A 12,738-nucleotide genomic window follows, 5' to 3' on the forward strand; every position below is an offset into this window, starting at 1 on the left:
CTCGGGCGCTCGCGGAGCCGGCCTTCAGCGGGCGGGATTGGAGACGTTTGCCGCACTGCGGTACGCTGTACCGCTTTGCCGCCGCATCCGCGTGTTCCATGACCAGCGCTGAAACCAACGCCTACGACCCGCAGCAGGTTGAATCCGCCGCCCAGCAGTACTGGGACGCCACCCGTGCCTTCGAAGTCGACGAGACTTCGGACAAGCCGAAGTACTACTGCCTGTCGATGCTTCCGTACCCGTCCGGTGCGCTGCACATGGGCCACGTGCGCAATTACACGATCGGCGACGTGATCAGCCGCTACAAGCGCATGACCGGCCACAACGTGCTGCAGCCGATGGGCTGGGACGCGTTCGGCCTGCCGGCGGAAAACGCCGCGATCAAGAACAAGACCGCACCGGCGGCCTGGACCTACAAGAACATCGAGCACATGCGTGGCCAGTTCAAGGCCATGGGCTATGCCGTTGACTGGTCGCGCGAGTTCGCCACCTGCCGCCCGGACTACTACGTCCACGAGCAGCGCATGTTCACCCGCCTGATGCGCAAGGGCCTGGCCTACCGCCGCAATGCGGTGGTGAACTGGGACCCGGTCGACCAGACCGTGCTGGCCAACGAGCAGGTGATTGACGGCCGCGGCTGGCGCTCCGGCGCCCTGGTCGAGAAGCGCGAGATTCCGCAGTGGTTCCTGCGCATCACCGATTACGCCCAGGAACTGCTGGACGGCCTGGACGAGCTGGACGGCTGGCCGGATTCGGTCAAGACCATGCAGCGCAACTGGATCGGCCGCTCCGAGGGCCTGGAAATCCAGTTCGACGTACGTGACGTTGACGGCGGCGTGCTGGATCCGCTGCGCGTGTTCACCACCCGTCCGGATACCGTGATGGGCGTGACCTTCGTGTCGATCGCCGCCGAACATCCGCTGGCGCTGCATGCGGCGAAGAACAACCCGGAACTGGCCGCGATGCTGGCCGACCTGAAGCAGGGTGGCGTGTCCGAGGCGGAACTGGAAACCCAGGAAAAGCGCGGCATGGACACCGGCCTGCGTGCGCTGCATCCGGTCACCGGCGAGCCGGTGCCGGTGTGGGTCGCCAACTTCGTGCTGATGGGCTACGGCACCGGTGCGGTGATGGCTGTGCCGGGTCATGACCAGCGCGACAACGAAGTGGCCAACAAGTACGGCCTGCCGATCAAGCAGGTGATCGCGCTGAAGGATGCGCGCACCGAAGAAGAGCGCACCTGGGATGGCAGCCGCTGGCAGGACTGGTACAGCGACAAGAGCCGTGCCTTCGAGCTGGTCAACTCGGCCGAGTTCGATGGCCTGGATTTCCAGGGTGCCTTCGAAGCCCTGGCCGAACGATTCGAGCGCAAGGCCCAGGGCCAGCGCCGCGTCAACTACCGCCTGCGCGACTGGGGCGTGAGCCGCCAGCGCTACTGGGGCTGCCCGATTCCGGTGATCTACTGCGCCAAGTGCGGTGCGGTGCCGGTGCCGGAAGAACAGCTGCCGGTGGTGTTGCCGGAGGACGTGGCATTCTCGGGTACCGGTTCGCCGATCAAAACCGATCCGGAATGGCGCAAGACCACCTGCCCGGAATGTGGCGGTGCGGCCGAGCGCGAGACCGACACCTTCGACACTTTCATGGAGTCGAGCTGGTACTACGCCCGCTACACCTCGCCGGGTGCCCGTGACGCTGTCGACAAGCGCGGCAACTACTGGCTGCCGGTCGACCAGTACATCGGTGGCATCGAGCACGCGATCCTGCACCTGATGTATTTCCGCTTCTACCACAAGCTGCTGCGCGACGCGCGGATGGTGGACAGCAACGAACCGGCGCGCAATCTGCTGTGCCAGGGCATGGTGATTGCCGAGACCTACTACCGCCCGAACCCGGATGGCTCGAAGGACTGGATCAACCCGGCCGATGTGGAAGTGCAGCGCGACGAGCGCGGCCGCATCACCGGCGCGACCCTGATCGCCGACGGTCAGCCGGTGGTGGTCGGTGGCACCGAGAAGATGTCCAAGTCGAAGAACAACGGCGTGGACCCGCAGGCGATGGTCGACAAGTACGGCGCCGACACCGTGCGCCTGTTCTCGATGTTCGCCGCGCCGCCGGAACAGTCGCTGGAGTGGAACGAAGCCGGTGTGGATGGCATGGCCCGCTTCCTGCGCCGCCTGTGGGCCCAGGTGCAGAAGCATGCTGCCGATGGCGCCGCTCCGGCGCTGGATGTTGCAGCACTGGATGCCAACCAGAAGGCACTGCGCCGCAAGACCCACGAGACCATCGGCAAGGTCGGTGACGACTATGGCCGCCGCCACAGCTTCAACACTGCCATTGCCGCGGTGATGGAACTGATGAACGCGCTGGCCAAGTTCGAGGACGGCAGCGCGCAGGGGCGCGCGGTGCGCCAGGAAGCGCTGCAGGCCATCGTGCTGCTGCTCAACCCAATCACCCCTCACGCCAGCCATGCCTTGTGGCAGGTGTTGGGCCATGGCGAGACCCTGCTGGAAGACCAGCCGTTCCCGCAGGCCGATGCCGGTGCGCTGGTGCGCGACGCACTGACCCTGGCCGTGCAGGTCAACGGCAAGCTGCGTGGCACCATCGACGTGGCAGCCGACGCCGCGCGCGAGCAGGTCGAGGCACTGGCCCTGGCCGAGCCCAACGCGGCCAAGTTCATGGAAGGCCTGACGGTGCGCAAGATCATCATCGTGCCGGGCAAGATCGTGAACATCGTCGCCGCCTGATGTACCCCGTACCGGCCACCCGCGTGGTGGCCGGTACCATTCCGGTGCAGGGCCCGGCGTTTGATGGCCCTGCATTCACGCGGCTTCGGGCACGCTGTGTGTTGCCGTGATCGCCCGGCTCCGCCAGACTGTCTCCATGACCCGAATCCTGCTTGCCCTCGTTCTTGTCCTCGGCCTTGCCGGCTGCGGTTTCCATCTGCGCAACAAGCTGATGCTGCCGACCGACACGGCACCGGTGAAGGTGGTTTCCACTGCGCCGTACAGCGAACTGGTCAAGCTGCTCAACCGCAGCCTGCTGGCCTCCGGCGCCAGGCTGGCCGATGAGGACAGCAAGGAGCCCAGCGCCCAGCTGCAGGTACTGTCCGAGCGCTGGGGCGACCTGCCGATCGCCATCGACTCGCAGGGCCGTGCGCAGGAATACAGCCTGCGCTACGCGGTGATCTTCATCTTCCGTCGCGAAGACGGCAGCGAACTGGTGCCCCAGCAGGTGATCGAGCTGTCGCGCGACTACGTGTCGCCGCCGACCGACGCCACCGGTACCACCACCGAACGTGAAATCCTGGCCAATGAACTGCGCCGGGAAATGTCCGCCTCGATCATCCGCCGCATCGACAGCGTGGTGCGTGCCGAGATCGAGAAGGGCGGCAACCTGTCGGCGCCGAAGGACAAGCCCATCGAAGGCGCGGTACCGGCCGAGCCGGTCCCCGCAGCCAAGCACTGAGCCGCGCGCATGGAACTGCGTCCGGAGCAGCTGGCCAGCCAGGGCGCTGATACCGCGCTGGCGCCGGTCTACCTGATTGCCGGCCCGGAAACCTTGCGCGTGCTGGAGGCGGCCGACGCCATCCGCGCGCGTGCGCGCGCCTCGGGCATTGGCGAACGTGAAGTGTTCGACGCCGATGGGCGTGATTTCGACTGGAACCAGCTCGACGCCAGTTTCAATGCCCCCAGCCTGTTCAGCGCCCGTCGCCTGGTCGAGGTGCGCCTGCCCAGCGGCAAGCCGGGCAAGGACGGTGCCGAGGTGATCAGCCAGTTCTGCGCCAATCCGGCGCCGGACGTGGTGTTGATGATCACCGCCAACGAATGGAGCAAGGCGCACCAGGGCAAGTGGGCCGAAGCGGTCAACCGCATCGGCGTGCTGTCGGTGGCGTGGGCGATCAAGCCGCACGAACTGCCGGACTGGATCGAGCGCCGCCTGCGTGGCAAGGGCCTGCGCGCGGACCCGGCCGCCGTGCAGCGCCTGGCCGAGCGGGTGGAAGGCAACCTGCTGGCTGCCGCCCAGGAAATTGACAAGCTGGCGCTGTTGGCCGATGGCCAGCCGCTGGATGTGGAGCGCATGGAGTCGCTGGTGGCCGACGCCGCCCGCTATGACGTGTTCCGGCTGGTGGAGGCGACATTCTCCGGGCAACCGCCGGCGGTGCTGCGCATGCTGGCCGGCCTGCGAGGCGAGGGTGAGGCGGTGGCTGCGTTGATGCCGATGGTGATCCGCGAGCTGCTGGCCGGTGCTGGCCTGGCCCGGGTGCAGGCCCGGGGTGGCAACCTGGCCGCCGAAATGAAATCGCGCGGCATCTGGGAATCGCGGCAGGCGCCGTACAAGCGCGCGCTGCAGCGGCATCCGGAAAGCAAGCGCTGGGAGCGCTTCGTGGCTGAAGCGGGACTGGTCGACCGTATCGCCAAGGGGCGCGCCGACGGCGACGCCTGGCTGGCGCTGGAGCGCCTGCTGGTGGCTGTGGCCGAACCGCGTGCCGTGCGCCTGCTGGCGCGGGCCTGAGCAATGAGCCTGCGGATCTACTACGGGGGCACCTTTGATCCGGTGCACCTCGGGCACCTGGCGATCGCGCGGGCTGCCCGTGATGAACTGCAGGTTGCCGTGCGCATGCTGCCGGCCGCAGATCCGCCGCACCGTGCCGTGCCCGGCGCCACGGCCGAGCAGCGCTGCAGCATGCTGTCGCTGGCCATCGGCGACGAACCGGGCCTGCTGCTGGACCGGCGCGAGCTGGATCGCGCGGCACGTTTCCCCGGTCGGCCGTCCTACACCGTGGACACCCTGCGCGAGCTGCGCGGCGAGCTGGGGCCGAGCCGGCCGCTGGCCTGGCTGGTCGGCGCCGACAGCCTGCTTGGCCTGTCCAGCTGGCACGAATGGGAGGCGCTGTTCGGGCTGGCTCATTTCGTGGTGGCGGAGCGCCCGGGTAGTCCGTTGCAGGCTGCGGTGGATGGCGAGCTGGGCCGGGCGCTGGAAGGGCGTTGGGCCGACACCGAGCAGGCCCTGTTCGCCAGCCCGGCCGGGCGCATCCTGCGCCTGCACCACCCGCTGCGCGAGGAATCGGCCAGCGCCGTGCGCTCGCAGATCGCCGCCGGCGGCCCCTGGCGCGCCCTGCTGCCACCCGGCGTGGCGGACTATGTGGCTGCACACGGGCTGTACCGCCCGGGCAGGCCGTGAATGGCGCAGCGGCGCCATCCCCGTATAATCGCCCCCACGTTTATCGAGTCGATCCACTTTGAGCAACCAGACCCAGCCCCAGACCATCAAGGTCGATCTGCCCAGCCCGCCGCCGTCCGTGCCGGAACTGCTGGCCAGCGTCCGCCAAGCCACCGAAGACCTGAAGGCCAAGGACCTGGTCGAGATCGACGTGCGCGGCCGGTCCAGCGTTGCCGACTACATGATCGTCGTTTCGGGCACCTCGACCCGCCACGTCAAGTCGATTGCCGACGAAGTCGTGCGCTTCGCCAAGAACATCGACGTGATGCCGCTGGGCGTGGAAGGCGAGCGCGAAGCCGAGTGGGTGCTGGTCGACCTGGGCGACGTGATCGTCCATGTGATGCTGCCGCGCGTGCGTGAGTTCTACGCGCTCGAGCGCCTGTGGACCGTCGGCGACCAGCCGCCGTCCAGCGACGACGAAGTGGCCTGAGCCACGCGTTGATGCATCCCTTCGACGGCGCCGATGGCGCCCTCGACGCTGTGGAGGGCCGGTGATGAAATCCCGCCGGATCGCCCCCCGGGAAGCCCGCCTGATCGCCACCGGTGAACGCGCCCCCAGCTGGGTGGCGCAGGGCTTCGCCGAGTACCAGAAGCGGCTGTCGCACTGGCTGCCGTTCGAGCTGGTGGAAATCGAGCCCGGCCTGCGTGGCAAGGGGCGCGATCCGCGCCGCGCCACCGAAGATGAAGGCAAGCGGGTGATCGCTGCGCTGCCGAAGAATGCCTATGTAGTGGCGCTGGATGTGCCAGGGCGACAGCTGAGTTCCGAACAGCTGGCACAGCGCCTGGAACACTGGCGCGGGCAGGGAAGGGACCTGGCGTTCCTGATCGGTGGCCCGGAAGGGCATTCGCCGGAGGTGTCCGCGCTGGCCGATGAGAAGTGGTCGATCGGCCCGCTGACGCTGCCGCACATGCTGGTGCGCCTGGTGGTGGCCGAGCAGCTGTATCGGGCTGCCGCAATGATTGCCAATCACCCCTACCATCGCGCGTGAAGAGTGGTTATACTAGTCGTCTGCCCGAATAGCTCAGCCGGTTAGAGCACTTGACTGTTAATCAGGGGGTCGTTGGTTCGAGTCCAACTTCGGGCGCCATGAATTACAAGCACTTAGGCCGCGCATAGTCGCGGCCTTCGTCTTTTGTGGGTTGCTGAAAACACGAAAGCAACACAGAAGCGTCACCCTCGCTGTTTAGATCCCTTCCGCGTCTTCGGTGACGATGCATGTCCACGCTGCCCCAGGTACTCGCCCAGCAGCTCCTGCGGGGCGACCCCCATGGCCTCGGCGAACTCCACCAGCTCAACGGCGTCGATGCGCCGCTCCCCGCGCTCGCACTTGGACACGAAGGTCTGCGTGTTGCCCAAGCGCTCGGCCAGCTCGATCTGCGTCACGCCCACCCGCTTGCGGGCCGCCTTCAGGACGGCCAGCAGGAGTTGGTAATCGCGGTTGTGGGTCGATTGAGACATCGTGCGGTGACATGAAGTTCACCGCACGCTAGAGTCCGTGTTGGATTAGTCCAAAATAGACTATTTAATTACATTGGCTCTGGGGGAGTGCATGAAACGGATAGGGATTCTTCTGGTCGTCCTGGCGGTTCTGGCCTGGGTCGGGTCGAGGCTGGTGTCGCGCAGCGAGCCCGCAGTTGCCAAGGCGCCCACAGTAGTGGCCGAGGTGCCGCAGGAGCAGGCCCAACAGGCGGAGGCCCCGAAGCCTGAGTCGGAGCGCCCCATGACGGCTGCGGAGAAGAAGGCGCAGCAGGAGAAGTGGTTCGGCGCCGAGACGATCGCGGCCGCCGAACGCGCGGTGAGGGGCGAGCTGAAGGACCCAGACTCCGCGCAGTTCCGGGACGTGCGCGCCAACTACACCGAGGAGTTTGGCGTCGCCGCCTGCGGTCGTGTCAACGCAAAGAACGAGTTCGGCGGGTACGCGGGCTTCCGCCGCTTCGTGTCCAGCGGTAAGAGCGTGATCCTTGAGGGCCGGGACAACATCGCTGACGCGTGGTCGGGTGCATGCCTATAGTTCTGGACTGTTGCGATGAAATGCACGGCGATAGCCGGTCCTCGCTCTCGCCCAGGTTTACGATGGTTCCGGCGGGTGAGGACTAAGACACTGGTTCCCACGATCTCGCGCATGGAGTGTTGGAGTATCTTGATCGGAGGCTTTACTGGGCACGGCCAGACAACCAATTCCCTAGCATGGGGTCAATCCGTTATCCTCTCTCAAGACGCGGGAGGAGAGTTGGTAATGGCGAAGAAGAAGGTCGGTACCAAGCTGGAGCAGGCATACGAAGACCTGAAGGCCGAGGTCAGGAATGGCCATGACTCGGCAGCGATGACCCAGATCATTACCGACTTGTATGCCGAAAGTCTCGCGTATCTAGCAGGATTTAAATCGGTTCAACTTGATTCGAAGGTCGCAGGTAAGAATTACATCGCGCATGACAATGGAAAGCGCATCTCACGTGCCATTAATGTAGGTCTGTATGTGCCTGATCTGGCGCAGTGGAAGGCGCTGAGTGCGCTACTAACGCCGGGTGCGAACCTCAATGGGAAGACAGATGCAGCCACGATAACGCGGGTTCTATACAGTATGGCGATCTCGTTTTGTGCGGCTATTGATTTGTTGAAAAATGGTGATCAGAAGACTCCAGGTACATACTTCGAGCACTTCATTGCTAGCTTCTTCGCATGGCGCGTGGGTGTTCGTCCCACAAATTCCATACAGGTTCTGAGCCTGGATGAAGAGAACACGAAGCTCCCCACAGACTTTATATTTGACCTGGGTAAAAACGCTCAGAAGTTCCACATGCCCATCAAAACCTCCACTCGTGAGCGCGCGATCATGCTCTGGGCACACCAGAGGCTACTGGATGGTGTATTCGGTACCGACCGGTTCATGGGCACTCCGGTGCTGCTGGCTGAGACGAAGACTGATAGTAAGAAGCGTGATGTGATGGAAATTTGCTTGCCTGAGCAATGGCGGTTGTACCAGCTTTACATCGCTAAATTGAAGCGTGTCTACTATTTGGACATGCCAGCGGCGTACGAGAAGCTCGGTCGGAACTTCCCGCCGCTCGTAGTTAAACCTTTTGGCGAGTTTTTCTTCGAGTGGGATGCCCTAACTCAAGGTTGATGGCGTTCTTGGTCTTTCGAGGCTTCTTCACTTTTGGCTTTCGATAAACCATGAAGTAGGAATGGTTCTTTCTGGCGTGATATTGCTTGGTCTTTAAACGAGAAACTCCTGGCTTCATCGTCTGTATTACAACGAAAAGGTCTTCGACTACAAAGCCCTGCCGCTCGAGCTCGTTCGTTATCTCTACATGGGTTAGACGCTGCTTGTTCGCACAGACTTCGTCCTGACATTTGACTACGTAGATCCCCTCCGGCTTAAGAACGCGAAGAGCCTCACGGGCGGAGCGATAGTACAAATCCAAGACAGCTTCGTGATACTTGGGCGGATTGCCTGAAGTCTCGCGCCATATTTCTTCAATCACCTGCGGGTTCTGCTCGGCATTGTTCGCATAGTACGCCTCGAAGTTCTGATGACCATTGTGTGCAGTGCCCCCCGGGGTATGCATGTACGGTGGGTCAAAGATGAGGGCATCCAGAGTGGCGTCCCCATACGGGAGCTTCCTCGCATCCACTCCGCCTCGCACAAATTCAGGGATTCCATCACGCTTCAGGTCGCTGAACAGAACTTCATAGTTGGCCAAGTCAACTCGCTTCCAGAAGACGCCTCGGCCGTACGTGACGTCAGCGATGCGCGCTCCTTGCGGTACATAGATGTCGAGAATGTGCGGGAATACCGCATCGTTGGAGTCAACGTACGCCGAGTGAACTAAGTCATTAGTTGCAACACCCCCATTGACACGGGCAGTCTTTTTTGGCTTCTTTTTCGATCCACCGACGGGGGGCGCACTGACGTCGCGGGCCACAATTGCACTCATTTAAGATCAACTCCTCAGCTCAACTTGCAGTTTAAAGAAACGAACGGAATTCCGGAAGCCCCTTGGGAGACTTTTGACGCTCGAAAGCACACGTGCGGCATGTCGAGATCAACGGCTCGCGCTAAGGAAAGCGATGGCCTGTGCTTGCTCTGCGCTATCCTTAAGCTGGCTGGTGAGCCGTCGCGCGCGGCGTCGAGACGGAACGTTTACACCTCTTTTCCTCATCTCGTTGGCATACCAGCGGACGCACTTGTCCGTAGTCGCCGCACCGTCGATCTGCGCGTTGACCATTTCGGCCACCACCGCGTGCGAATAGCCCGCCGGGTCCATCAGGATCGCGCGTGCGAGAGCGCCGATACCTTTGCCTTGGGACTTCTTATCGGAGGCATCGGGCCGCTCGGCGACGTCGGCCTTCGGCTCTGCGCGCTTAGCGGCCACCTCGGGCATCTTCGGCTGCCCGGACGACGACAGATGAATGTCCTTGTCTGCCGCGATTTGCTCGATCCGGGCCACGAGCTTCGCCCGGGTCGCGAATGTCTTGGGGCCGGCGGGCTTGTCGGCGATTCGGTTGTACAGTGCCAGCAGTTGCTTAGTCGGCATGTCTTCCAGTTTCACGGTACTCACCTACGGTTGGGTTGTAGGGACATCGTGTCGCGCCGGGTGAGATAAGGGAGCCGGGGTAGGCCCAGAATTGAGGGTTCTAATTGCCCGTCGGTGGGTAGGAATTCTTAAGTCCATGAAAAAGAAGGGAATGCCGTTGCAGCATCCCCTCCGAAACACGGCCGGGCCACCCGTTACCCTCTGCGCACCTAACCAACCCGACCGGGTTTGCTCAGGTCAGGCCGTGAGGAAGGCTAGGTGCGCCATCCCCAACCCCAGGGCCTCCGCCCTGCGCTTGGTCTCGCGGTCGATATACAGGTCCAGCGCGCGGCAGTAGGGCTGTCCGGCCAGCGCCGCGGCCTCGTCGAACTCCTCAGAGCCGACCGCCACGCCGTTGCGGGCGGCGACCGCCTCCAGCTCGGGGAACGGGTCGCACCTGTGCTGGATCGCCGCGACCAGGGCGGCGAGTGCCAGCATCGCCGGGTGGCACGGCGGGTAGTGGGCGCGTCGATCAGTCATCGCCGTCGCCCCCGATCAGGTCGTGGTCGATCTCCCGCTCGCGCATGGCGAGCTGCAGCGAGCCGAGCGGGTTGGACTTGCCGGCGCGCCAGGCGCGGATCGCGACCAGGATGCCCTGGAGGCGCGCGTCGCCCAGCTTGATGTACTCCTGGACCTTCAGGAAGTCGTCCTGCTTCATCGCCGACGCCAGCTCGGCCGGGCCGACCGGGCGGTCCTTGCTGGGCATGCGGTCGATCAGGGACAGCACGGCGGAGGCCAAGGCGACGTTGCGCGTGCCGACGGCGACCTGGGCCATGTGGCCGAGCTCGGCGGGGCCGGCGTGCTGGAGCTGCTGGAGGTACTCGGTGCGCTTGGGGTCGCCCAGGGCCGCGCGGGCCAGGACCTTCGCCGGGGAGTCGTAGAACTGGCGCTGGCCGACCACCTGTGCGTGCGGCGCGCCGGCCTCCTTCATGATCTTGTCCAGCTCGGCCTTGGAGTTGTCCTTGATCTCGCGGACGCTGGCGAGGGTCTCGTGCTCGGCGAAGCGCGCCACGTCGGCCATGCCGATGCCGGGGGCGCTTTTCCAGCGCGCGGCGATCTGCTGCTTGCGGGTCGCGATGTCCTTGTTCAGGCGCTCGATCGCGGCGAGGGTGCGCTTGTGCAGCAGGTCCAGGGTCGAGGCGAGCTCGCCGATCTGCTGGGTGCTGAGGAGGGGGGTGTCGCTGAGTTCGATCTTCATTGCTCGTGTGCTCCGGTGGGTTGTGGTCCTCCGGTCGCCTGTCACGAGCGCATCCCCAGCCGTGGGGTGGTCTGCGCGCCAATGCGCTGACCGGATGCCTGCAATGTGTCGCGGAGCGTTGGGCGCGGATGCCATCGTTCTCCGGACGTGTTTCCCTCGAAGCCGCCGCCGTCACCGCGGCTTGCGAATCATGGGTTTGGCGTCGCGCCGCCCGCCGATGGAATGTTAGAGGGTTGAAGTCGTCGCAGGATTTGCGACGCGCTCGTGGTTCCATTTACTGGCATCAAACCGATGCACACGGGGAGCCAAACAATGGCGAACAATCTGATTGTGTCGTACGACCTGTACAGCCCAGGACAGGATTACTCGAAGGTTATTGAGGCAATTAAAGCCCTAGGCTCGTGGGCGAAGATCCATAAGTCTGTCTGGTACGTCAATTCCAGCTACACAGCAGCCCAGGCTCGCGATAAGGTCTGGGCAACGATGGATCGCAACGACTCCATCTTCGTGGTCGATGCCACCGATAACGATGCAGCTTGGCAGAATCTAAGCAACGAGGTCTCGAACCATATCAAGGATCAGTGGTTCAAATAGAAGGGGGGCGACCGCGTGACCGTTAGTGCCCGCGATTGATGCTGATATGCTCGCGCCGCCCCTCGTACTCTTGCGACATACGCTCCCAGGTTTCGGCGTCTAGGCGCGGCACCGGGCCGATGCAGGTCATCTCGCTGCGCCGGGCAAGGGCGTCGCGCCCGCCCATCGCCTGGACCGCATCGGGCGAGGTGCCCTCGATCGCGTCGAGCATGCCCTCAATCTGCGCGGCCTGGTGGAGCGCCTCGGCCACCGTCAGGTTCTCACTCATCGTCTTGCTCCTTGTTCGCGTTGTATTTGCCCAGTAGGGCGACAAGTTGCGCACGCTCAGTGGCAGGCATACGCAGCAGCCCATCTGCTGACAGGCCTGTGTCCTCGACCTTGACGCGCAGGCGTTCGGCCATCTCGTCGCCGTAGTGGAACTTGAGCATCACCTCCAACAAGCGGTCGCTGTGCTTCTTCACTGTGAGCGCGCGCTGTTCGCCTGTGTGTGGGTCGCGTTCTGTTGAGACTTGGCCTTGGTAGATGACTGGCTCGTCCACGCCGACCACGGCGCGCCGATACGCTTCTTCCAGAAGGGCATCCATTGCGATCTGGATGGACTGCTCCCAACGGCGCCTGAAACCCAGGTCTTTCTGCTTGTACTCGAACGCGAGGCGCCTGGAGATGCCACACACCTGGGCCGCCTGTTTTGGCGAAGCTGTGTCCTCCAGAACCTGGAGAAAGACCTCCTGCACCTCGGGGGTGAACTTCTTCGTGGCCATGTCCGAATCCCGAAAGATGGTGTTGAAGCTGATCGTGCCGTGTCATACGCGCGAGGCACGCCAGCACTTATGCAAGCCGATCAATCGCTTGGGATGCATGGGCTACCCGAACCCCGATTAGATGGCCTGAGTCCACGCGCGAGGGAGAGGTCTGGCGCGCAGTTGGACGACGATCCGACGCATTCTCTGCATTGGCGCCACGCCCACCACATTCGACCAGGCACTCGCCTCTTCGATGCCTGTTGCACTCCCTTGCTGCTGTGTCAGGTGGCCCGAAAGTCTTGTGCAGCAAGGCTTGTTGCTTCGTTGCTGCTGCTGCGCTCGATTTGCTTTAACTGCCAGAGCTGTCTGGCCCTCGATCCTGAATCTGACCAAGGATTTCCTGTTTCA

At 63.7% G+C, this 12,738-nt stretch carries 16 protein-coding genes and 1 tRNA gene; 10 read left to right on the plus strand and 7 right to left on the minus strand.

From position 1 onward, the window contains the following. Positions 1–98: 98 nt before the first annotated feature. From leuS to V3B64_RS08325, 7 genes are all read left to right on the plus strand, one after another. Complete coding sequence (gene leuS, locus V3B64_RS08295; protein WP_121504589.1) at positions 99–2,741, plus strand: leucine--tRNA ligase; 2,643 nt, start codon at positions 99–101, stop codon at positions 2,739–2,741. 136 nt (positions 2,742–2,877) lie between these two features. Next, positions 2,878–3,462, plus strand: a complete 585-nt coding sequence (lptE, locus tag V3B64_RS08300; RefSeq protein ID WP_121504588.1) for an LPS assembly lipoprotein LptE — start codon at positions 2,878–2,880, stop codon at positions 3,460–3,462. Positions 3,463–3,471: 9 nt separating this feature from the next. Continuing rightward, positions 3,472–4,509, plus strand: coding sequence for a DNA polymerase III subunit delta (gene holA, locus V3B64_RS08305; RefSeq protein ID WP_032128985.1), 1,038 nt, complete (start codon positions 3,472–3,474; stop codon positions 4,507–4,509). A gap of 3 nt (positions 4,510–4,512) precedes the next feature. Continuing rightward, the gene (gene nadD / locus V3B64_RS08310) at positions 4,513–5,178 is read left to right on the plus strand and encodes a nicotinate-nucleotide adenylyltransferase (RefSeq protein ID WP_329913933.1); all 666 of its coding nucleotides are present in this window, start codon (positions 4,513–4,515) and stop codon (positions 5,176–5,178) included. 58 nt (positions 5,179–5,236) lie between these two features. Beyond that, complete coding sequence (rsfS, locus tag V3B64_RS08315; protein ID WP_005418109.1) at positions 5,237–5,647, plus strand: ribosome silencing factor; 411 nt, start codon at positions 5,237–5,239, stop codon at positions 5,645–5,647. A 64-nt stretch (positions 5,648–5,711) separates the two neighbouring features. Then, entirely contained in the window at positions 5,712–6,206 is a 495-nt protein-coding gene (gene rlmH, locus V3B64_RS08320; protein WP_329913934.1) for a 23S rRNA (pseudouridine(1915)-N(3))-methyltransferase RlmH, read from the plus strand. Positions 6,207–6,228: 22 nt separating this feature from the next. Beyond that, positions 6,229–6,305, plus strand: a tRNA-Asn gene (locus tag V3B64_RS08325). Between the two features lie 83 nt (positions 6,306–6,388). Here the strand turns inward: V3B64_RS08325 and V3B64_RS08330 are convergent. Continuing rightward, positions 6,389–6,676: a helix-turn-helix domain-containing protein gene (locus V3B64_RS08330; RefSeq protein ID WP_197602993.1), complete on the minus strand. Its 288-nt coding sequence runs from the start codon at positions 6,674–6,676 to the stop codon at positions 6,389–6,391. Positions 6,677–6,767: 91 nt separating this feature from the next. On the opposite strand from V3B64_RS08330, the gene V3B64_RS08335 reads away from it, so the two are divergent. After that, positions 6,768–7,229: a hypothetical protein gene (locus tag V3B64_RS08335; RefSeq protein WP_312591159.1), complete on the plus strand. Its 462-nt coding sequence runs from the start codon at positions 6,768–6,770 to the stop codon at positions 7,227–7,229. Between the two features lie 225 nt (positions 7,230–7,454). Continuing rightward, positions 7,455–8,342, plus strand: coding sequence for a hypothetical protein (locus V3B64_RS08340; RefSeq protein WP_197602995.1), 888 nt, complete (start codon positions 7,455–7,457; stop codon positions 8,340–8,342). Here V3B64_RS08340 and V3B64_RS08345 read toward each other — a convergent pair. The 4 genes from V3B64_RS08345 to V3B64_RS08360 form a co-directional block, all read right to left on the minus strand. Continuing rightward, positions 8,290–9,156 carry a DNA methyltransferase gene (locus tag V3B64_RS08345; RefSeq protein ID WP_197602996.1) on the minus strand — a complete coding sequence of 289 codons (867 nt, stop codon included), beginning with the start codon at positions 9,154–9,156 and terminating at the stop codon, positions 8,290–8,292. The genes V3B64_RS08340 and V3B64_RS08345 overlap by 53 nt on opposite strands. Before the next feature lie 108 nt (positions 9,157–9,264). Beyond that, positions 9,265–9,771 carry a hypothetical protein gene (locus V3B64_RS08350; RefSeq protein WP_312591158.1) on the minus strand — a complete coding sequence of 169 codons (507 nt, stop codon included), beginning with the start codon at positions 9,769–9,771 and terminating at the stop codon, positions 9,265–9,267. A gap of 222 nt (positions 9,772–9,993) precedes the next feature. Then, on the minus strand, positions 9,994–10,275 hold the full coding sequence (locus tag V3B64_RS08355; RefSeq protein WP_312591157.1) for a hypothetical protein: 282 nt from the start codon (positions 10,273–10,275) through the stop codon (positions 9,994–9,996). Further along, positions 10,268–10,993 (minus strand): hypothetical protein, encoded by a 726-nt coding sequence (locus V3B64_RS08360; protein ID WP_197602997.1) that lies wholly within the window; start codon positions 10,991–10,993, stop codon positions 10,268–10,270. The genes V3B64_RS08355 and V3B64_RS08360 overlap by 8 nt, the downstream gene beginning before the upstream one ends. Before the next feature lie 312 nt (positions 10,994–11,305). Here V3B64_RS08360 and V3B64_RS08365 point away from each other — a divergent pair, with 312 nt between their 5' ends. Then, positions 11,306–11,587: a CRISPR-associated protein Cas2 gene (locus tag V3B64_RS08365; RefSeq protein ID WP_312591156.1), complete on the plus strand. Its 282-nt coding sequence runs from the start codon at positions 11,306–11,308 to the stop codon at positions 11,585–11,587. Between the two features lie 22 nt (positions 11,588–11,609). On the opposite strand, the gene V3B64_RS08370 is transcribed toward V3B64_RS08365, so the two are convergent. Both V3B64_RS08370 and V3B64_RS08375 read right to left on the minus strand, forming a co-directional pair. Continuing rightward, positions 11,610–11,855, minus strand: coding sequence for a hypothetical protein (locus tag V3B64_RS08370; RefSeq protein ID WP_197603001.1), 246 nt, complete (start codon positions 11,853–11,855; stop codon positions 11,610–11,612). Continuing rightward, a complete protein-coding gene (locus tag V3B64_RS08375) occupies positions 11,848–12,348 on the minus strand; it encodes a hypothetical protein (protein ID WP_197603003.1) in 501 nt (166 codons plus the stop codon). The genes V3B64_RS08370 and V3B64_RS08375 overlap by 8 nt, the downstream gene beginning before the upstream one ends. Between the last annotated feature and the right edge of the window lie 390 nt (positions 12,349–12,738).

The organism is Stenotrophomonas sp. SMYL86 (genome assembly GCF_036320025.1).
GTDB classification, from domain to species: Bacteria; Pseudomonadota; Gammaproteobacteria; order Xanthomonadales; family Xanthomonadaceae; genus Stenotrophomonas; species Stenotrophomonas maltophilia_A.

What these genes read in the sequence shown, in the direction of transcription:
- leuS (WP_121504589.1), top strand. Translation starts at nt 99, where the DNA reads ATGACCAGCGCTGAAACCAACGCCTACGACCCGCAGCAGGTTGAATCC.
- lptE (WP_121504588.1), top strand. Translation starts at nt 2,878, where the DNA reads ATGACCCGAATCCTGCTTGCCCTCGTTCTTGTCCTCGGCCTTGCCGGC.
- holA (WP_032128985.1), top strand. Translation starts at nt 3,472, where the DNA reads ATGGAACTGCGTCCGGAGCAGCTGGCCAGCCAGGGCGCTGATACCGCG.
- nadD (WP_329913933.1), top strand. Translation starts at nt 4,513, where the DNA reads ATGAGCCTGCGGATCTACTACGGGGGCACCTTTGATCCGGTGCACCTC.
- rlmH (WP_329913934.1), top strand. Translation starts at nt 5,712, where the DNA reads ATGAAATCCCGCCGGATCGCCCCCCGGGAAGCCCGCCTGATCGCCACC.
- V3B64_RS08330 (WP_197602993.1), bottom strand. Translation starts at nt 6,676, where the DNA reads ATGTCTCAATCGACCCACAACCGCGATTACCAACTCCTGCTGGCCGTC.
- V3B64_RS08335 (WP_312591159.1), top strand. Translation starts at nt 6,768, where the DNA reads ATGAAACGGATAGGGATTCTTCTGGTCGTCCTGGCGGTTCTGGCCTGG.
- V3B64_RS08340 (WP_197602995.1), top strand. Translation starts at nt 7,455, where the DNA reads ATGGCGAAGAAGAAGGTCGGTACCAAGCTGGAGCAGGCATACGAAGAC.
- V3B64_RS08345 (WP_197602996.1), bottom strand. Translation starts at nt 9,156, where the DNA reads ATGAGTGCAATTGTGGCCCGCGACGTCAGTGCGCCCCCCGTCGGTGGA.
- V3B64_RS08355 (WP_312591157.1), bottom strand. Translation starts at nt 10,275, where the DNA reads ATGACTGATCGACGCGCCCACTACCCGCCGTGCCACCCGGCGATGCTG.
- V3B64_RS08360 (WP_197602997.1), bottom strand. Translation starts at nt 10,993, where the DNA reads ATGAAGATCGAACTCAGCGACACCCCCCTCCTCAGCACCCAGCAGATC.
- V3B64_RS08365 (WP_312591156.1), top strand. Translation starts at nt 11,306, where the DNA reads ATGGCGAACAATCTGATTGTGTCGTACGACCTGTACAGCCCAGGACAG.
- V3B64_RS08370 (WP_197603001.1), bottom strand. Translation starts at nt 11,855, where the DNA reads ATGAGTGAGAACCTGACGGTGGCCGAGGCGCTCCACCAGGCCGCGCAG.
- V3B64_RS08375 (WP_197603003.1), bottom strand. Translation starts at nt 12,348, where the DNA reads ATGGCCACGAAGAAGTTCACCCCCGAGGTGCAGGAGGTCTTTCTCCAG.